This is a genomic window from Gracilibacillus timonensis (genome assembly GCF_900086715.1).
Lineage (GTDB): Bacteria > Bacillota > Bacilli > Bacillales > Amphibacillaceae > Gracilibacillus > Gracilibacillus timonensis.
Window position 1 is genome coordinate 175,554 of record NZ_FLKH01000012.1, and the last position, 20,963, is coordinate 196,516.

Below are 20,963 nucleotides of genomic sequence, written 5' to 3' on the forward strand. Positions count from 1 at the left end.
AAATACTTTTGATATGTGTAAAAATAAGTATAATAAGGCTTGGTTTTTACTTGTGATCTTTTAATAATAAATGCAATCGTTTGCTTAAATTTCAGACTAAAATAGGAGGGAAACGTAATTTGAAAAAGCAGAAAAGACAGTATGTTATGGTGCGAATGATGGTTATCGTCATGTTATTCAGTTTATTTGCGGGCATACAACCAATATCAGACGTACAAGCGGACGAAATAACGGAAGAAAATGTATTGCGAATTCATTATGACTATGGTGACGATTCCGTTACCGACATAGGCGCTTGGTTATGGGGGGATGTAACCACACCTTCAGAAACAACTGGAGAGTGGCCAGATGGAGTCTGGTTTGAAGAGGATAAAACAAATGATTATGGTGCTTATATTGATGTAGAAGTGATGGAAGAGGCAGAAGAGGTTCAATTACTGATTAATAATCGTAATGGAGATGAGTTGACTGAAGAGATCACGATTGAGATATTATCTGATCAAATGCAAGAGGTTTGGTTAACCAATGATGGAGAGGTTTATTATTATGAACCAATGGAATTGGAGGATAATAGTATTCGAATTCATTATCAAACAGAGGGAGAATCCTATGAACCTTGGGGTGTTTGGACGTGGGATGATGTACTTCAGCCATCTGATGAGTGGCCAACCGATGCGCATCCTTTTTCAGACGAACAAACCGGTCCTTATGGTGCCTATGTAGATATTCCTTTGAAGGACAATCCGGGATCAATCGGGTTTTTATTGGTAGAAAGAATCGAAAATGGCGCCCAAACAAATGATTTTCATTTTGCAGAACTGGACAAGCATCGGCAAATCTTTTTGAAAGCTGACAGTGAAGAAGTATACACTAATCCGTATTATGTATCAGATCAGGTGGAGGAAGAGATACCGGAAGAGACAGAAGGGAAGCAGGATATTAAAGTAAGTGCCTCTGTGAATCGAGCATTTACCTATAATGATCATGCTGTCTTAGAAGTAAACATCAACAATCAATCTGACCTGGGAATACGTCAAATTTATGCAGATACTTCTGCTTTAGGCGGCAAAGAACGACTGGAAATATCACCTGAACTAAATGAGGTTACTCTATCTGCTTCTTATCATATAGAGCCTGGCGAGAAAGATATTCCTGTCACAGTCGTGGATGAAGCAGGGGGCACATATAAGACTAGCGTGACTGCTACAGTTGATGCGAGAGAAATCGGCGAGGGTACGACGGATTGGGATGAATCAATCATTTATTTTATGCTAACGGATCGCTTTTACGACGGTAATTCTGCTAATAATGATCCTTATGATTTGGGGTATCAAGATTATGACAATCCCCGTGGTACCTATCAGGGTGGAGATTTTAAAGGTGTAACAGAGAAATTAGATTATTTAGCTGAACTTGGGGTTAATACGATTTGGATTACCCCAATCGTTGAAAATATTGGTCATGATGTTAATTATAATGAATCTCAAGGTTCCTATTTTGCTTACCATGGGTATTGGGCGAAGAATTTTGAAGAGCTCAATCCTCATTTAGGAACAGTAGAAGAGTTTCATGAACTTATTGATGCTGCAGCAGCACGTAATATCGATATTATGGCAGATGTCGTTCTCAATCATCCTGGATATGGATTGAAATCAGTAGATGCACTGGGCGAAAATGCACCAGGTGGTTATCCGACCAGTGAAGACCGTCTACGGTTTGAGGATATGTTAAGAGAAAGTTCTGGTTCTGGAGATTTGACAACGGAACTATCCGGATTACCTGATTTCTTAACAGAAGAAGCTGCTGTTCGTGAACAAATGGTAGAATGGCAATCAAACTGGGTTGAAAAGTCTACTACACCAAATGGTAATTCATTGGCTTCTTATCGAGTGGATACAGTGAAGCATGTAGATGATACAACCTGGCAGCATTTTCGTAATGAATTAACTAAAAAAGAACCTGAATTCCAATTGATTGGTGAATCATGGGGAGCTGGACAGTCGAATGATCATGGCTATCTTCAAACAGGTACGATGAATTCTTTGTTAGATTTTGAATTTAAGGGTACTGCAAACAATTTTGTGAATGGAAATTTAGAGAGTGCTAATCAAACTTTGATAGAGCGAAATCAGAATATGGATAATACATCTTTATTAGGGCAGTTTTTAAGTAGTCATGATGAAGATGGTTTTCTTTATCAATTAGATGGTGATGAAGGAAAAGCAATGATAGCAGCATCTTTACAAATTACTGCTAAGGGACAGCCGGTTATCTATTATGGAGAAGAATTGGGACAATCGGGTGCTAATAATTGGCCAGAATATGATAATCGCTATGACTTTGCTTGGGACGAAGTAGAAGGAAATGAAATGTTAGCGCATTACCAAGAGTTAGTTTCCTTCCGAAATGATCATTCTGATATTATGGCTAAAGGGGAACGTCAACAAGTTGCCGGTTCTGATGAGGAACAATTTATCCTTGTGGAACGGTCGTTTCAAGGGAAGTCTGCTTATGTTGCTTTCAATACAGCTGATACGACAAAGCAAGTTTCTTTAACTGTAGATAATGAGGAAACAGAAATTGTCGACCATTATCAAGATCAAACATATGAGGCTGAAAGAAATGAAGCCGGTGAATTTGAAGTATTCATTGATATTCCTGCTATGGAAGATGGGGGTACCGTTTTATTAACAGCAAACAATGGAAATATTGTAGATGGAGAAGAAGGGGAAGAACAGCCAGAAGGTCGTGATATTCCTGACAACCATTTGCGCGTTCATTTTCCTGAAGATGGTGCTGACTTTGATGGATTAGGATTATGGTTGTGGGAAGACGTTGCAACTCCTTCAGAAAGTGCAGGTAGCTGGCCGGACGCCGCATTATCTTTTGAAGAACAGAACCAAACCGAATATGGAAGGTATATTGATGTTGAGCTAGCAGAAAATCCTAATGAGGTAGGCTTGCTGATTAATCATTCCAATGGCGATAACTTATCAGGAGATATCTTTGTTCAGATGCTTTCCCCAGAAATGAATGAAGTTTGGTTGAATAAAGATTATGAAGTGTTTTATTACGAACCATTAGAGAAGGAAAATTCACTTCGTGTTAATTTTTATCAAACAGCAGAAAGTTATGACCCATTTGGTTTGTGGACATGGGGTGATGTGGCAGAACCAACGGAAGATTGGCCTGATGGAGCACATTCTTTCGCCGATGATCGTCAAGGAATGAAAGGGTCTTACTACGATTTACCTCTCACAAATGAAGCAGAACAAATAGACTTTTTACTAATGAATAAAGAAACAGAATGGCAGTCAGAAGAATTGTCATTTGATCAATTAGAGCAGCACACACAAATTTTTGTACAGAAAGATGATCCTATGATATACACGAACCCTTACTTTGTAAGTCAAGATGGCTTAGTATCTGCAGAAGTCTTGTCAGACCAAGAGATAGAATTAAAATATACTTCTGTTCAAGGATTTACAGAGGCACAATTATTAGAGGATATTACCGTATTAACAAGCGAAGAACAAGAAGTAGAAATGAATTCAGTGACCATAATAGAAGATGATAACACCGTATTATTGAACGGAAGTTTTGATCTGGACCAGGCTCCATTTACGATTCAGCATAATGGACGTGAAGTCATTGCATCAATTGGTTGGCGATTAAAAGATAATATGTATGGCTATGAAGGGGATCTGGGATTGGAAGTCCATGATTCTAGTAATGCTACCTTAAAGGTCTGGTCACCAAGTGCGGACAATGTATTCGTCGTCTTGTACGATAAGGATGATGCGAAGCAAGTTATTAAAGATGATTTGGAGATGACACGTTCCGAACAAGGCGTCTGGGAAGTAGAGTTAAATAAAGAAACAACTGGATTGGATGATATGATTGGTTATTATTATCATTTTGCTATAGAACGTGAAGGGGAAACGGCATTAACACTAGATCCTTACGCAAAATCTATGGCAGCTTGGAATAGTAATGACGCTGAAGCTAATATTGGCAAGGCGGCTATTGTCGATCCAAGTTCATTAGGGCCAACATTAGATTATGCCTCGATTGATGGTTTTGAAAAACGTGAAGATGCGATTATTTATGAAACGCACGTGCGTGATTTTACGTCTGATCCATCGATTGATGATGAATTAGAAGCTCAATTTGGTACGTTCGCTTCCTTTGTAGAAAAATTAGATTATATAGAAGATTTGGGAGTCACTCATATTCAATTACTCCCGGTAATGAGTTATTTTCATGCGAATGAAATGAACAAAGATGATCGGCTATTAGACTGGGAATCAACGGATACCAACTATAACTGGGGGTATGATCCACAAAGTTATTTTTCGTTAACTGGAATGTATTCCGAAAATCCAGAGGATCCTGAAAAAAGAATCGAAGAATTTAAAAATTTAGTGGATGAAATTCATAAACGTGATATGGGAGTTGTTTTAGATGTGGTCTATAACCATACGGCCCAGTTGCATATATTGGAAGATTTAGAACCCAATTATTATCATTTTATGGACGCAGATGGGACGCCGCGTGAAAGTTTTGGTGGTGGTCGTTTAGGAACAACCCATCAAATGGCAAGACGTATTTTAGTAGATTCTATAACCTACTGGGTAGACGAGTATAAAGTCGATGGTTTTCGATTTGATATGATGGGAGACCATGATGCAGAATCCATTCAAATGGCATATGATGAAGCAAAAGAATTGAATCCAAATGTTGTGATGATTGGCGAGGGTTGGGTAACCTATGTAGGTGACGAAAATAACCCAGATGTGCAACCCGCTGATCAGAGTTGGATGGAGGATACGACGAGTGTTGGTTCCTTTTCCGATGATTTTCGTAATGAATTAAAATCAGGTTTTGGTAGTGAAGGAGAGCCAAGATTTATTACTGGAGGGGCCCGCGATATTAATAGAATATTTGAAAATCTTACGGCTAATCCCGGTAATTTTACAGCAGATGATCCAGGGGATGTGGTGCCTTATATTGCGGCACATGATAATTTAACCTTACATGATGTGATTGCCCAATCAATTAAAAAGGATCCAAAAGATCACGCCGAGGAAATACATCAACGCATCCGGTTAGGTAATTTAATGGTATTAACTGCTCAAGGAACACCATTTATTCATGCCGGTCAAGAGTATGGCAGAACCAAGCAATTCCGCCATGAAGATTTTAAAGGAGAGGTAACGGAACCTCCTTATAAGTCTACTTATCTCACAGATAAAGATGGAAATCCATTTGAATATCCATATTTCATTCACGATTCGTATGACTCAACGGATGCGATTAACCAGTTTGACTGGCAGAAAGCGACCAATACGGAAGCATACCCAACAGAGACGACAACAAGGGATTATACAAAAGGTTTAATTGAACTCAGGCGTTCCACTGATGCATTTCGACATGGAACCATGGAAGATGTCCATGATAAAGTTTCTTTATTGGATATTCCTGAAATAGATAATGAAGACCTTGTCATTGCTTATCGTTCAGAAGATTCTGCTGGAAAAGAGGAGTATTTCATTTTTGTAAATGCAGATGATCAAACAAGATCTTTAACATTATCCGAAGATTTAACAAATGGTGAGATTATTGTTGATCAAGAGACAGCTGGAATGAATGTTATCGAGGAACCGACTGGTGTTACTCTTTCTGAGCATTCTATTGAAATAGAGCCGTTATCAGCTATTGTTATTCGAGTAGCAGAGCAGGATGATGATTCAGACAATGAAGATAGCACCGGTGGAGATGATGGTTCAAACGGTGAAGATGACAGTGATGGTCATGACGATTCACACGGTGAGGAAGATGGCAGCGGTGGCAATGATGATTCAGACGGTGATAATGGCACCAACGGCAATGACGATCCAGATGGTGATGATGGATCTAATGAAAACGGTGGGACTGAATCGAATTCCAACAAAGATACAGACGCAAATAATGATTCGAAAAACGGTTCTTTACCAGATACAGCAACCTCTACATTTAATTGGATAATTACTGGTCTGCTATTTGTGCTACTAGGTTTTGTTATAGTGTATTTTGAGTTGAGACGTAAAGTAGAAAAAGAGTAATTACGCCGCTTTGAAAGAGTAGTTTTTCAAAGGTACGATCCGTTTAGTGAGAAAACTATAAAAATGATTGTTAGGACACTTGCTCATAAAAAAAACTTGGACAAATATAATGTCCAAGTTTTTTATGATTGATTTCATTTCACCAACCGACTCCATGGAGTTGCAGTCTCCCGAATCGCTTGTTTTACCTTCTGTAGATTATCCGTGCCCACGGATTCCAACCAGTTATGAAAAGCTTCAGGACCTTCTTTGGCAAAAGGCTCGACCGCATCTTTCCAAATGGCGCGTCCACAAAGACAACCATTAAATGTCGCTCCCGCTTCTTTAGCGAAATAGAGGGTATCGACAAATTGTTTGTTGGTAACACCACCGCTTAAATAGATAAAAGGGAGACGGCTTTTATCAGAACAGTTTTTATAGTGAGCTTTGGCTTCTTCTTGGCTAAAGACAGGATCATAATTATCATATTGGTGATTACCTTCGATATGGTAAATAGATACTGGCACTTCTACTTTCAACAAATCTATGCCGTATGCTTCCTTAGAGAATTCGGTCATGAAATACTCAATGATAGCTGGTTTTTTCTTGGCGAATTCCGTCCCTTTGGTATTTAAACCTTCAGTGCTGTAAGAAACAGGTTCTAGAATAAACAATAAATCATTTTGTCGGCATTCGTCTCCCACACGTTTGATGAATGCTTTTTTTGTATTATTGAACAGTGCTTCTTCTTGATGATCAAAATAGATTAATAGTTTGACTGCGCTGGCTCCACGCTGCACTAAATCCTGTATCGCATATTCGTCAACTAAGTTGGGCAGTCGTCCTTTTTCAGAAGCATCATAACCCGTTTTCTCATAGGCCATAATCAAGCCAACATCATCATGCAGTTGCGCAGCGGCCTCCCAGCCATACTCTGGATCAAGCAAAAGGGAGGATGATTGGTTGCCCAGCACCTTACTCACACCTTCCTTGAATTGGGATAATCCATCTTTATACGTGATATGGTCATTCATCGATTGAATCATTTTTCCTAATGATCCACGTTGATCCATGGCGGTGGCAAAGACGATTTGTTCTTGATCAGAAATTAATTCGAGTCCTCGTTTTTTTCCTGGGGTAAGTTTCATTCCATTATCCTCCCGTTATCGCATATTTTCTTTACTTTCATTTTCTCCACATATTTGTCGATATGATCCGTTTGAATCGCTCCAGTATGAGGGTGCAAGGCATTGAGAACACCCATACTAAGGGCATACTTCATCAATGCCTCATTGGCTAATCCTTTCGACAAGCCCGCTGCAAAACCAGCTATGACTGAATCCCCGGAACCAACTGGATTAATTGCCTCTACCTTTGGCGGGGTAATCTTATAAATCACTTCTTTTTGTTTGACATAGGCACCAGTCTTCCCTGTGGTTACAACGACCCAAGGAATACCCGCGAATGTTTCGGTATAAAGAGCAGAGATAATTGCTGCCTCATTTGTAGGTGGTTCCTCTAATAAATCAGCTAACTCTTCCATATTTGGTTTGATTAAAAACGGTTTGTCTGCTGCTTGGATTGTGTAAGAGAGTAGATCTCCTTTGGTATCAAGCAGCACGGACGCACCGAATTGATTAGCCGTCTGGATTAATAAACGGTAAAAGGACGTATCTAATCCTTTGGGCAGACTACCGGAGATCGTAATAACGTCCGCTTTTTTCACAAGGTTTGCAAAGCTATCGAGAAACGCTTCTGCTTCTTTTTCGCTAATCTCTGGCCCGGATTCTAAGATTTCCGTTTGCTGCCCTTCATGAATAATCGCAATACAATTCCGCGTCTCTCCAGTAATCGATGTAAAATGATCAATGATATTTTCCTCAACAAGACTTTTTCGTATGAAAGAACCTAAACTGCCTCCTAAAAAACCCGTAGCGGCGACCTTTTCGTCAAGCTGTTGGATTACTCTTGCTACATTAAGCCCTTTTCCACCGGCCGTTTTGGAAAAAGTGGATACTCGGTTTACCGTATCAAGATCGAAAGGCTTTAAGGAATAATTAATATCAACAGAAGGGTTTAAGGTAACTGTTAAAATCATTATTCATTCACCTCACTCTTTTCCTTGTGATATTTTTCCTTACCTGCTACTGTAACGGATTGAATCGTAAGTTGATCATCGATTACCACAAAATCAGCTATCTTTCCTGTGGCTATACTACCGAGTAGATCATCTCGACCAATACTTGCAGCAGGAGAGAGAGAGGCAAGGTGCCATATGTCATATAATGGCTCGCTCGTCCATGTTTGCAGATTTTTCACCCCATCGATCAAACGCAATGTACTGCCAGCCAGGGAACCACTCTCGGTACGTGCGATGCCATCTTCCATGACCACCGGGAATTCACCTAGCATATAGTTCCCATCTGGCATTAATCCCGCTCGCATACAATCAGTAATTAAGGTCAACTTGTTACCTTTTATTTTGGCCGCTAACGAAGCTACTTCCGGATGGACGTGGTGTCCATCGCAGATTAGTTCGGCAAAAGCTTGTTCCTCTATGAAGGCAGCACCAGCCACTCCTGGTTCGCGATGGTGTAAGCCAGACATGCCATTAAATAAGTGAACAAAGTTGTTTGCCCCCGCATGAATCGCTTTTTGGCAACAATCGTAACTCGCGTCGCTATGAGCGATGCTTAGTAACACGCCATCTTTATGAATAGAATCAATAAATTCGATGGCTCCATTGCGCTCTGGTGCCAGTGCAATCTTGACAATAGAGCCCTCGGCGAGCTGCTGCCAGGATAGAAATTGCTTTTCATCTGGGTCACAAAAGTAGTCTGGATTTTGCGCACCCTTATGCTTTTCGGTAAAATATGGACCTTCCAAAAACATACCTTCTGATTGTGCCCCTTGTAACCCTTGTTTAACGGCATCACGAATGGCTTTAATGGCCTGCTCAAGATCCGCTTCCGAAGAGGTCAACGTTGTTGGTAGAAAGCGGGTAACACCGAGTGGCAGAATGGCTTCAGAAATACCGTGAATTGCCTCCGTGTTCCCATCCATCACATCATAGCCGTTGATGCCATGAATATGGGTGTCAAATAGCCCAGGAGCAACGGTATAACCACTCCAATCAATGATGTTGGCTTGATTCGGTACCTCGTCAACAAAAAAACCAAATCGATCCTGATTCACTTGTAAATAAGCATCTTTTTTTTCACCGTCTTCTAGTAAAAAACGGCTTGCCTTAATGAAATAGGTCATATAATCCCTTCTTTGTGGTTATTTGTCATAATCGTAAATCGTAACCCCTTGCACTACTCGATTCACATTACCATCCGGGCTTGGGTTATCTGGAGTAATGCCAAGCCGCAATGACTTCTGTAGTGCCAAGCTTTGGGCAAATAGGATATAGAGTAGGGCCGCATGGAAATCATCTGTACGGATATTAAAACCAGCTGATACTGGAATGGTCCAATCGGCTAACGTTTCGACAGCGTCATTTTGTTCCGTCGTTAAGGCTATGATTTTGGGTTTAACAGGACTGTCTGCAATCTCCCGCAGAATATCCATATCGTATTTTCTTGTATAAGCATCTTGTGAGAAGAAAAGTACGACCGCAGTTTGATCATTCAAAACTGACTTCGGTCCATGGCGGAAACCTAAGGATGATTCGTGTAAAGCGACTACTTTGCCTGCACTTAATTCCAACATTTTTAGTGCAGCTTCATGAGATAGCTGTCCTAACATACCAGAACCTAGATAGATAATACGCTCCCAATCAAAGTCACAAATATTTTTCACAGATGTTGGAATGCTAGGAATTAGTTTTTTGGCCGCTTGGATTACATTGGTATCTAAGTTATTAGAAGTAAATAAGGTATAGGCTGAGATCAGCATGCAAGTAAAACTACTAGTCATAGCAAAGCCTTTATCATGGGCTTTCTCAGGCATTAAAATAGTAAGAGCGTTTGTATCTTCTTTTGTGTCTGCGGCTAGCTTTCCGTCCTTGTTACAGGTAATAATTACTTGATAAAAATCGGTAATAAGCTGTTTTCCGAGTTTTACGGCGGCTACACTCTCCGGGCTATTACCAGAACGAGCAAAGGATACCATGATAGTAGGGACATCCTGTAAATATTCCGCTGGGCTTGCCACTATATCGGTTGTTGCTATGGAGTCCAATTGTATCTGTTTTTGATGATTGGTGCGTAACAAGGGAGTAATGGTATCCCCGATAAAGGCAGAGGTTCCTGCACCTGTGAATATAACTCGAACATAATCATGTTTTTCATAAATAGCAGTTAAAAATGGATTCCATATATCCCGTTGCTCAGAAAGAATGGTTCTTAATTCTTCCCACATTTCTGGCTGCTGTTGAATTTCTGTTGCTGTATGAAGCGCTTGTTTGTTTTGTAATTCTTCGTTTGTCATGTTAAACATTCTAGATCCTCCTGTAATTAATTAATTCTTTAAGTGGTTATGTCGTTATAACCAGTTGGTGTAAATAAGAAGCCCTTGTTAAATGGGCTAGGTTAATTCTACCGTGTAATTGAATTTATCACCGGGTGTCACGCTAACGGTATACTCAATCAGCTGATCATTATGATAAGCAAGTCTTTTTACTAACATAGCAGGAGAACCTGCTGTTAATTGAAGATAATCTGCCTCTTCCTTGCGCAAGCTGCTGGCAGAGAAATGTTCCACAGCTTTGGTGACATGGATTTGGTATTCTTGCCGAAAAATTTCGTACATAGGCCGTTCGTTTAAATCATTTTTGGTGAGACCAGGAAATGTTTCCTTGGGCAAATACGAGGTTTCGTAGATGAGAGGCTCCTGATCAGCGAGCCGCAATCTGACAATTTGAAAGACTTCATCCAAAGCCGTTACATTCATTTTATGGGCCAATCGTTCATCCAAGGCAATTTCCTGGAAAGAAAGGACTTGCGTTGTTGGCGTTTTTCCTAATTTTTTCATTTCATCGGTGAAACTATATAGCTTAATCAATTTTTGATGATAACTAACGGGAGATACAAAAGTTCCCTTACCGTGTAGTTTATAGATATAGCCTTCGCGTTCTAACTCCTGCAAGGCGCTTCTCACTGTAATTCGGCTTAAGTTGTAGATTTCGCATAATTCCCTTTCGGATGGCAACTTTTGATCGACTTGAAGTTCTTTATTGTCCATTTTAAGGATAAGCTCATCCATCAATTGCAGGTATAAAGGCACTTTGCTTGCTTTATCCAATTATCTTCCTCCTTTCCCAAACGAAAATGTGTCAGTAGTATATCAGATTGGTTATGACCAGTTGGGTAAAGTATAATAGATCTTGTTCTTTCTGTAAAGCTACAATGATAAAAATAATCCACTTGTCTCTATTGTCATCAAGCTCGACTTAGTTCACACAATATGGCAATCTTATTTTGTTGTTTCATGTTTACGTGCTTTTTTTCGGTAAGCAGAGGGAGTAAAACTCGTTTCCCTTTTAAAAGTCTGTGAGAAAAAGGAAAGAGAAGAAAAACCGTTGATTTCGGCAATTTCTGCGATAGAATAATCGGTTGTTTCTAATAGATTCTTAGCATCCTTGATACGAACATTGTTTAAGTACTCTATTGGAGAGACACCCATATCTTTCTTGAATGCATGTGAAAGATAGTATTTGTTGCTATGCCCTGCTTTTGCCAGCCTATCCAATGTAATATCCTCGCGAAAGTTTTTATCTAAATAGTGCTTTACAAAACTTGTTAATTTGCTTAATTCCTTCGTATTATTTTGTTCGATGGTGATTGTGGGTTCACGCCATAATTTGATAACTAGAATTTCAATAATATTTTGACAAATAACTTCGTACTCTTCTTTGCTTTGCTGCACTTCTTCCAATAGTTTATTTAAGTAAAATAAAATATCTTCACGTTCCCCCTCATATCGATACAAACCAATCGGTTCATTGTTTTCTTCCGTTAGCCAGAAGGAAAGTCCCTCAATTCCCAAGGCAATATACTCTAACGAATCTTGTGCGTTTGAGCGTTCTGTATGTTCAATATGTGGGTTAATAATTACTAAATCATTTTGCTGGACCGGTACATCATAATCAGGAAGTACAAACGCTCCTTTTCCTTTGGTAATATAAAACAGCTCAGTGAAATGGTGCGTATGTGAAGTGCTATGCCATCCCTTATCATACGTTGAACGTGTGACATACAAGAGCTTAAACGATATTTCTTTTGTAAGTATTTTGTTCATTTTATACATTTCATAAGACATTTTATTCACCTGCTCCATTTTGTCTAAGATTTAATTAAATCTATTTTACGGAGGGATAAAATAAAAATCAAATCAGGTTGTTTAAAAGAACGGTTAAATCAATGGTGTTACGCAGAAAATGATCGTTACTATTCAAGCCAAAGAAATGTCATTCCTTTTTGATGATGATGTTGATAGTAATTGAAATCGCTATTTAATAGGATTTTTAACTCCAGTTTATCCACTGTAAAACAAGATTACTAAAAAAAACAACAATATTTCGATTGAGAAAGCGTTTTAAAAATCGATAGAATGAAATTGTAATAACCAACCAAAGGAGGCAACCGGAATGAAATTAAAAAGTTTATTGTTTATAGGATTTATGATGATCGTTATTTTTACATTAGTTGCTTGTAGTGGGGAAAGCGATGATGAGGGTGAAGAAAATACTGGCGGATCAGATGAAGATGTTACATTACATTTAGCAGCTTTGGAATCTGCTTATGGCGCTGAAATGTGGGATAACATTATTGAAGATTATGAGGCAATGAATGAAAACGTTACCGTTGAATTAACGATTGAACAGAACTTGGAAGAGGTTGTTCGTCCGCAAATGCAAGCTGGCAATTACCCAGATGTCTTTTTGTTAGCTACGGATCGTGAAGAGGCGCTGACCGAGACACTTATTAAAGATAATGGATTGGAAAACATTACAGATGTCTTAGATAAAACAGTGCCTGGCGAAGAGGTGACAGTTGCTGACAAATTACTGGACGGATTTGCAGATACATTAGCAACTAACCCTTATGGAGATGGTGAAATGTATTTAGCACCAATGTTCTATAGTCCTTCAGGCATGTTTTATAATGCTGGTTTATTAGAGGAACAAGGCTGGGAAGTTCCTGAAACATGGGATGATATGTGGGCCTTAGGTGATGAGGCTGCTAATGAAGATTTACCACTCTTCACTTATCCAGTTGCGGGCTATTTTGATACCTTTATCGGTTCGATGTTATATGCGTCAGGTGGACCAGAATTCTTTCATTCGGTGATGACATATGAAGAAGGAATTTGGGAGACAGAAGAAGCCGAACGTGTGCTACAAACCATCGAACAATTAGCAGAGTATACACATCCAAATACTGTAGCTAATGCTAATCCGAATGATTTTACAAGAAACCAGCAATTAATCCTAGACAATGAAGCCTTATTTATGCCTAATGGAACATGGGTTGTTGGTGAGATGGAGGAAGCACCAAGAGCTGATAACTTTGAATGGGGCATGACTTCTGTTCCAGCATTTGAAAGTGGTGAGGGAGATCGTTATGCCTTTACATTCTTCGAGCAAATGTGGATTCCTGCAGAAGCAGAAAACAAAGAGGCAGCAAAAGATTTTATTGCCTACATGTATTCTGATGAAGCGGCAGATACATTCCTTGAAGCTGGAGCGGTACAGCCAATCGAAGATATTACAGATAAATTAGAAGGAAATATGCTGGAATACTACAGCGTTTATGATGAAGGAGTGCTTCCTGCCATGGGAACCTTTGCTTCGACAAACCCTGTACCAGGTGTAAGTATAAGTGAAGCCCTGTATGAAAATGTCGATAATGTAGTCAATGGTCAAATGACTTATCAAGAGTGGCAAGCAGCTATTCAAGAGGCATCGGATCAATTGAGACCTGAAATGAACTAGGTGGGGAATGATTTCAAAACGATACGGCGAGTTCTATTCATAGACTCGCTGTATCGTTTCATCCAGATTAGCAAAGGTTTATATGGAAGCAGTGTCTTTCAAGAGAGGTGAGCAACTTGAGTAAAAAAATGTCTAGAAACATTTTCATTGCGGTCTGTGTTTTACCTGCAGTGTTGTTATTTATATTGTTTATGGTAGTACCAACATTTGAAGTGTTTAGAATGTCACTTTATCGCTGGGGGGGTCTTTCTAGTTCTCAGGAGTTTGTTGGTTTCGATAATTTTCGAATTTTATGGAATGATATGAATTTTATTCAGTCGTTCCAAAACTCGATTTTATTAATTGTACTTGTTGCCCTTGTTACCTTGTTCTTTGCCTTATTTTTTGCAGCGATATTGACAAGAGAACAATTAAAAGGCGGCAATTTCTTTCGGGTTATCTTTTATATACCAAATATTCTGTCCATTGTTGTTATTGCAGGTATATTCTCGGCGGTGTATAACCCGGATAATGGTCTTTTGAACAGTGTCTTAGGGGTGTTTCAGTTAGAAAGCTGGCAGCAAATGTGGTTGGGAAATCAGGATATTGTTATTTATAGTGTGGCAGGGGCATTAGTCTGGCAGGCAATTGGTTATTATATGGTGATGTATATGTCGAGTATGGCGAGCGTACCACCTAGTTTTTATGAAGCGGCTTCTTTAGAAGGTGCCAGTCAAATAAAGCAGTTCACCAGTATTACGCTCCCATTGATCTGGAATAATATCCGTACGACATTAGCCTTTTATATTATTAGTACCATAAATCTCAGTTTCTTATTGGTAAGGGCGATGACTGGAGGAGGACCAGGCGGATCAACAGAAGTCTTCCTTTCCTACATGTATGATCAAGCGTACGGCAATTCAACGTATGGTTATGGAATGGCGATTGGTGTGGTAGTGTTTACCTTCTCATTCATACTTGCGGCGATTGTTAGTCGAATTACCAAAAGAACGGTATTAGAGTATTAAGGGGGTGTAGTAATTGAAAAAATCGAAACGAATAAGCACAACGACACTATTTAAAGTATTTATTTATGTGGCATTAGTGAGTTTGGCTGTCTCCATCATTGTTCCTGTAGGCTGGGTGTTTATGGCCTCTATCAAAGAAAACCAAGAATTTTATGGAAATCCGTGGACATTACCAGATGGTTTTCATTTTCAAAACTTTGCAGAGGCATTTATCGAGGCACAAATGGGACAATATCTCTTAAACTCTATCATTGTGACTGTACTGGCTCTACTTTTCTTACTGGTGTTGGCCTTGCCAGCAGCTTATGTACTGTCACGATTCAAATTCTTTGGAAGTAATTTGCTAAATGGTTTTATTAAGGCTGGTCTATTTATTAATGTCAGCTATATTGCAGTACCCATCTTTTTATTACTACTTGGCTGGGACAATGTATTACAAGATATCATCGGGCAAAATTTTTTTCTAGATAACCGGGCGATTTTGGCATTAATTTATGCTTCCACAGCATTACCGTTTACGATCTTTTTGTTATCCAGTTATTTTGAGACTTTACCATCTGACTTTGAGGAAGCGGCGAATATTGATGGAGCAGGTTATTTTCGGACGATGTTTTCCGTCATGCTGCCAATGGCTATGCCAAGTATTGTGATCGTTATTCTCTTTAACTTCCTACTGTTTTGGAACGAATATCTATTGGCACTTACGATCATGCCTGGGGATAACAAGACATTGCCAGTAGGGCTTCTTAATCTACTAGCTGCAGAACGAGCGGCTGTCAATTATGGTCCGATGTATGCTGGTATGGTTATTGTCATGCTACCGACATTAATTTTATACATCATTGTACAGAAGCGTTTAACAGAAGGCATGACTGTTGGCGGAGTGAAAGGATAGGTGATAGAAATGAAGAAATCAACCGGGCGTATTACACTCCCCATTGAAGAAAATTTTTTAGAAGAAACGAAGGAATTAATGGAGCGATGGGGTGCCGATGCCTTACGAGATAGTGACGGTACCAAAATGGAAGAAGCTATTAAACAACTACATGCAAAAATATATACTACTTATTTTGTTGCTCGAGGAAATAATGAATTCGCTGAGCAGCACTTGGAGGAAACACAACAAATTTATCTTATGTCCTCTTTCCATGTAGCAACGGAATCGGTCTTGGAAATAGATTTTATGGCTGGTTATTTTGAGGAGCAAATCGAACCAGATTACCGGCATGACCCCAAAAAATGGTGGGAAGTGATGGATCGAACAACCGGAGAGATCATTGATACAAGCCACTGGTCCATCGATAAAGAAAGAAATAAATTAGTACTCCATGACGCAGAACCATGGCATGAATATACGGTTTCCTACCTGGCTTATATGAAATGGGACCCGACGCACATGTATAATCATATGACGAATAATTGGGGAGATAAACCGCATGAGATTCCGTTCGATGCTCGCCAGCCTTATTCGAATCAATTTATCAAAGACTATTTAAGAGAATGGCTTCGAGAGAATTCAGATACCGATGTTGTCCGTTTTACGACTTTTTTCTATCATTTTACGCTTGTGTTTAATCATGTAGGACAGGAAAAATTTGTAGATTGGTTTGGATATGGAGCGAGTGTTTCGGTTGCAGCACTAGAAGCTTTTGAAGAAGAAAAAGGATATAAGCTTCGTCCAGAGGATCTAGTGGATCAAGGCTATTACAATTCACCATTTCGAGTACCATCTAACGCTTATTTGGATTATATTGATTTTATCCAGAAATTTGTCGCACGCGAAGTAAAAGAGTTAGTAGATATTGTACATGATTACGACAAAGAAGCAATGATGTTTTTGGGGGATAATTGGATTGGGACAGAGCCGTATGGTTCCTATTTCAAAGAAACGGGTATCGATGCGGTTGTAGGCAGTGTAGGGGATGGAACCACGTTGCGTCTTATTTCAGACATTCCACATGTACGCTATACGGAAGGTCGCTTTCTTCCTTATTTCTTTCCAGATACCTTTTATGAGGGGAATGACCCTGTCGTAGAGGCAAATGAGAATTGGCTGACAGCTAGGAGAGCTTTAATGCGAAAGCCAGTAGATCGAATTGGTTATGGTGGTTACCCAAGCTTACCTTATCAGTTTCCGGACTTTATTGATTACGTGGAAAAGGTAACCGATGAATTTCGCGATATCTATCATACGATAGCAGAAGCAAAGCCATACACTGGCGTAAAAGTTGCGATTTTGAATGCTTGGGGCAAGTTACGCACCTGGCAGACACACATTGTAGCGCATGGAAAATATTATCAACAGACTTACTCTTATTATGGAATAGTGGAGGCATTAAGCGGTGCTTCGGTAGATGTAGAATTTATTAGTTTTGATGATATATTGGAAAAAGGTGTTCCGACAGATATTGATGTAATAATTAACGCCGGTGATGCAGGTACGGCTTTTTCAGGAGGGGATAAGTGGAGGAATCAAACATTGGTGTCTCTCCTAAGAGAATGGGTATACCATGGCGGCGGTTTGATTGGAGTCGGAGAACCATCGGCAGTTCATCACCAAGGTCGTTACTTCCAATTAGCCAATGTGCTTGGTGTGGATAAGGAATTAGGATTTAGTTTATCTACCAATAAATATGTCACCGAAGAAACCAATAGTCACTTTCTAACCAAGGACTTGACTCGCTATGACTACGGAGAAGGGAGCAATAATATCTATGCCTTAAATGATGATACGGAGATTATTGCCTATCATAATGGCAGTGTCCAGTTATCCAGTACATTCTTTGGTAGGGGAAGAGGAGTCTATATGGCTGGACTGCCGTATAGTCACGAAAATACAAGATTGTTAATGCGTGCCCTGTTTTATGCAGCTGGTAAAGAAGGTGAATTCACAAAATGGTTGGCATCTAATATTCATTGTGAGGTACATGCTTATCCTAGTATTGGAAAATATGCGATCGTGAATAATGCAAACAGTCTTCAGCAAACAGAGGTTTATGATGGTGATGGCCATGTAGATACATTAACGATACAACCAAGTGATATTATTTGGAAGGAGATGCGGGATAATGGATAAAGGGTTCCGTGTTTTAAAAATAATCTTTTTTCTATTCTGTATGTTTTTGATTATTTATGGTCAGCAAACAGTAGGGAAAATTTATTTATTATATCAATTGATTGGTCTTGCTGGTTTGTTGTTCTTGTTATGGAACTATAATCGAAAGTTTATATAATTCATGAAGTTGGAAGTTGTGATGGAAGCAGGAGGAAGATAACGATGAAATATGCTATTGGTCTAGATATTGGAGGGACCAAGATTGCCAGTGGTCTCCTCAATCAAAATGGAGATGTTATTCAACAGGAAACCGTTAGCAGTGCTCCCTCTGATAGTGAGAAGATGTTTAACCAAGTGGTGCAGTGTATAGAGAATTTATTGGGTCATTCAAGTATCCCTATATACGATATTCATAGTCTAGGGGCTGGCATTCCTGGGAAAGTAGATCGGGAAAAAGGAGTTGCAGTTTTTCAAAATAACTTACCATGGCGGAATTTCCCTTTTGTTCAGCGAATACGTGAAGTTTTTGATGTGAGTCATATAACGATCGATAATGATGTGCATATGGCGGCCTTTGCCGAGTGGAAAAAAGCTCAGCTAAAACCAGATGAATTATTCGTTTACATGACAATAAGCACCGGAATCTCGACAGCCATTATTCAAAATGGGGAGTTTATCAGAGGGGCCGGATTTGCTGGTGAAGCAGGATTAGTACCAGTTTACACAGAGTTTCCTGCGAAAGAATTACATCGTTTAGAAATGATTGCTTCTGGCCCTGCTATTGCAAGATATGCGAACGATTTATATGGAAGAAATGATTTAACTGCAAAAGAAGTGTTTCGACTATTTTATGATGGGGAGGAAATGTCACAAAGGTTGATAGATGACATGGTTGCCGGTCTTACTCAAGGAATTTATACAATGAATAGTTTGTTAGATCCCCATAAAATAGTGTTCGGCGGTAGTGTGATTTCCTGCAATCCGGTTTTATTACCAATGATGAAAGCAAAATTAAAAAAATGGCTTCTTGCTGAACAGGCCCATATATTGGAGCGAATGGAAGTAAGCCATATGGGTAATGAGCAAGGTATCATTGGTGCTGGACTTCGGGCACTAGAAACAAGTTCATAGTGGTCTATCTAATCTACTATATACGGAAGGTGATCTGAAATGAAGCCTAATATTCTCTTAATAACAGTGGATCAAATGCGATGGGATTGCTTAAGTTATTTGAACCACCCAGCCGTTGACACACCTAATTTGGACCAGCTGGCCAGAGATGGCGTACTCTTTCAACATGCATATTCTGCAACTCCATCTTGTGTGCCAGCAAGAGCTTCCCTGCTAACGGGAATGTCACAAGTTGCCACAGGTCGAACGGGGTATGCCGATAAAGTTCCATGGAGATATGAACATACCATAGCGAGTGAGTTAGCGAAAGCGACTTATCATACACAATGTGTCGGTAAAATGCATGTTTATCCAACTCGTAACTTATGTGGGTTTCACAATGTGGTATTACATGATGGTTATATGCATTATGGTCGTTTTAAACAACAGACTACTGTGGCGGAATCTCAAGCAGAAACGGATGATTATTTAAGATGGCTTCAAGAAAGAGTAGGTGCAGATGTGGATCTTTTAGATCTTGGTCTTGACTGCAACTCATCAACAATGGCACGGCCTTGGCATTTGGATGAGAAGTATCATCCCACTAACTGGGTGACTTCCCAATCGATCGATTTTTTACGTCGTCGCGATCCGTCCAAACCCTTTTTCTTGAAGATGTCCTATGTGCGACCACATCCGCCATTTGATCCACCACAAGTCTTTTTGGATATGTATAAGGATAGAGAATTGCCAGATCCACCGATTGGGGACTGGGCTGAACAAAGTGATTTGGATAAGTCTGGCTTGGATCCCGTCGCTTCTCAGGGAACGGTTCCTGAAGGTCGTTATCGTCGGGCACAAGCTGCTTACTATGCATTGATTACACATATTGATCATCAAATAGGCAGGTTTTTGCAGGCCATGCGTGAATATGGTGTATATGATAATACAGTGATTTTATTTACATCCGATCATGGTGAGTTAATGGGGGATCATCATTTGTATCGCAAATCTTTACCGTATGAAGGAAGTGCCAAAGTTCCTTTTATTGTCGCTGATCCTGGTCAACAACTTGGACTGCAAAAGAATGTGATAGTCGATCAGGTGGTGGAAATGCGAGATATTATGCCTACTTTATTGAATGTTGCAGGAGCGGATATACCTACAACGGTTGAAGGGAAGAGCGTTTTGCCGTTATGTAATGGAGAAACCTCTTGGCGGGATTACATCCATGGTGAACACGCATTTGGCGAGAAATCATACCATTATATAACGAATGGAAAGGAAAAATACATTTGGTTTTCCAAAACTGGAGAAGAGCAGTTTTTTGATTTACAAGAAGATCCTCATGAACTACAAAATCTTGCGTTAAAAGATAGCTACAAAGAGCGCGTCAGTCATAGAAGAAATCAATTGATCGAAGAATTATTGGGAAGGGAAGAAGGCTATACAGATGGGGAGAAATTGATCAAGGGCAGAGCAGCGAAGGCGGTTCAGGAGCATTTGTTTACTTAGCTGTTTCAGAAAGGTAAGTTCAAAGAAAAATAGAGGGAAGAAAATCCAATTCTAAGTTTTTTCTTCCTTCTCTATAGGAAGAATCCTTATCTTATTTCATTTATCTTGTTGAGAGAATGGAGGGATCTCATAATGTAAAGATGATAAAGCACATTGACCCAACCCCCTGTCATTGTATCTTTGCAAAATAGAAAGGAGAAATGATGAAGTTGAAAAGAAAAACCTTCAAAAAAAATATACTTATTTTATCGATT

At 39.5% G+C, this 20,963-nt stretch carries 14 protein-coding genes; 8 read left to right on the forward strand and 6 right to left on the reverse strand.

Translation table 11 applies throughout. The features are described from left to right. Positions 1-119 precede the first annotated feature (119 nt). Positions 120-6,104 (forward strand): pullulanase, encoded by a 5,985-nt coding sequence (locus tag BN6556_RS21680; RefSeq protein ID WP_235817520.1) that lies wholly within the window; start codon positions 120-122, stop codon positions 6,102-6,104. Positions 6,105-6,238: 134 nt separating this feature from the next. Here the strand turns inward: BN6556_RS21680 and BN6556_RS11965 are convergent, their stop codons facing one another. From BN6556_RS11965 to BN6556_RS11990, 6 genes are all read right to left on the reverse strand, one after another. Further along, entirely contained in the window at positions 6,239-7,231 is a 993-nt protein-coding gene (locus BN6556_RS11965; RefSeq protein WP_066191716.1) for a tagatose 1,6-diphosphate aldolase, read from the reverse strand. Continuing rightward, on the reverse strand, positions 7,228-8,181 hold the full coding sequence (locus BN6556_RS11970; RefSeq protein ID WP_066191719.1) for a hexose kinase: 954 nt from the start codon (positions 8,179-8,181) through the stop codon (positions 7,228-7,230). The genes BN6556_RS11965 and BN6556_RS11970 overlap by 4 nt, the downstream gene beginning before the upstream one ends. After that, entirely contained in the window at positions 8,181-9,347 is a 1,167-nt protein-coding gene (gene nagA / locus BN6556_RS11975) for an N-acetylglucosamine-6-phosphate deacetylase (RefSeq protein ID WP_066191722.1), read from the reverse strand. The genes BN6556_RS11970 and nagA overlap by 1 nt, the downstream gene beginning before the upstream one ends. An 18-nt stretch (positions 9,348-9,365) precedes the next feature. Then, on the reverse strand, positions 9,366-10,526 hold the full coding sequence (locus tag BN6556_RS11980) for an SIS domain-containing protein (RefSeq protein WP_066191725.1): 1,161 nt from the start codon (positions 10,524-10,526) through the stop codon (positions 9,366-9,368). An 87-nt stretch (positions 10,527-10,613) separates the two neighbouring features. Further along, positions 10,614-11,330, reverse strand: coding sequence for a GntR family transcriptional regulator (locus BN6556_RS11985; protein ID WP_235817521.1), 717 nt, complete (start codon positions 11,328-11,330; stop codon positions 10,614-10,616). A gap of 171 nt (positions 11,331-11,501) precedes the next feature. Next, the gene (locus BN6556_RS11990) at positions 11,502-12,347 is read right to left on the reverse strand and encodes an AraC family transcriptional regulator (RefSeq protein WP_066191728.1); all 846 of its coding nucleotides are present in this window, start codon (positions 12,345-12,347) and stop codon (positions 11,502-11,504) included. Between the two features lie 328 nt (positions 12,348-12,675). On the opposite strand from BN6556_RS11990, the gene BN6556_RS11995 reads away from it, so the two are divergent. The 7 genes from BN6556_RS11995 to BN6556_RS12020 all read left to right on the forward strand — a co-directional run bounded on the left by BN6556_RS11995 (position 12,676) and on the right by BN6556_RS12020 (position 20,709). Next, positions 12,676-14,022: a carbohydrate ABC transporter substrate-binding protein gene (locus tag BN6556_RS11995; RefSeq protein ID WP_066191730.1), complete on the forward strand. Its 1,347-nt coding sequence runs from the start codon at positions 12,676-12,678 to the stop codon at positions 14,020-14,022. 107 nt (positions 14,023-14,129) lie between these two features. After that, entirely contained in the window at positions 14,130-15,029 is a 900-nt protein-coding gene (locus BN6556_RS12000; RefSeq protein WP_235817522.1) for a carbohydrate ABC transporter permease, read from the forward strand. 13 nt (positions 15,030-15,042) lie between these two features. Then, on the forward strand, positions 15,043-15,924 hold the full coding sequence (locus BN6556_RS12005; RefSeq protein WP_066191735.1) for a carbohydrate ABC transporter permease: 882 nt from the start codon (positions 15,043-15,045) through the stop codon (positions 15,922-15,924). A 9-nt stretch (positions 15,925-15,933) separates the two neighbouring features. Further along, positions 15,934-18,105: a 1,3-beta-galactosyl-N-acetylhexosamine phosphorylase gene (gene gnpA / locus BN6556_RS12010; RefSeq protein ID WP_066191738.1), complete on the forward strand. Its 2,172-nt coding sequence runs from the start codon at positions 15,934-15,936 to the stop codon at positions 18,103-18,105. Continuing rightward, the gene (locus tag BN6556_RS22300) at positions 18,098-18,262 is read left to right on the forward strand and encodes a DUF6903 family protein (protein WP_162840598.1); all 165 of its coding nucleotides are present in this window, start codon (positions 18,098-18,100) and stop codon (positions 18,260-18,262) included. Before gnpA ends, BN6556_RS22300 begins: the two co-directional genes overlap by 8 nt. 44 nt (positions 18,263-18,306) lie before the next feature. Continuing rightward, positions 18,307-19,215: an ROK family protein gene (locus tag BN6556_RS12015; RefSeq protein WP_066191741.1), complete on the forward strand. Its 909-nt coding sequence runs from the start codon at positions 18,307-18,309 to the stop codon at positions 19,213-19,215. Between the two features lie 39 nt (positions 19,216-19,254). After that, positions 19,255-20,709, forward strand: a complete 1,455-nt coding sequence (locus tag BN6556_RS12020) for an arylsulfatase (protein WP_066191742.1) — start codon at positions 19,255-19,257, stop codon at positions 20,707-20,709. Positions 20,710-20,963: the final 254 nt, after the last annotated feature.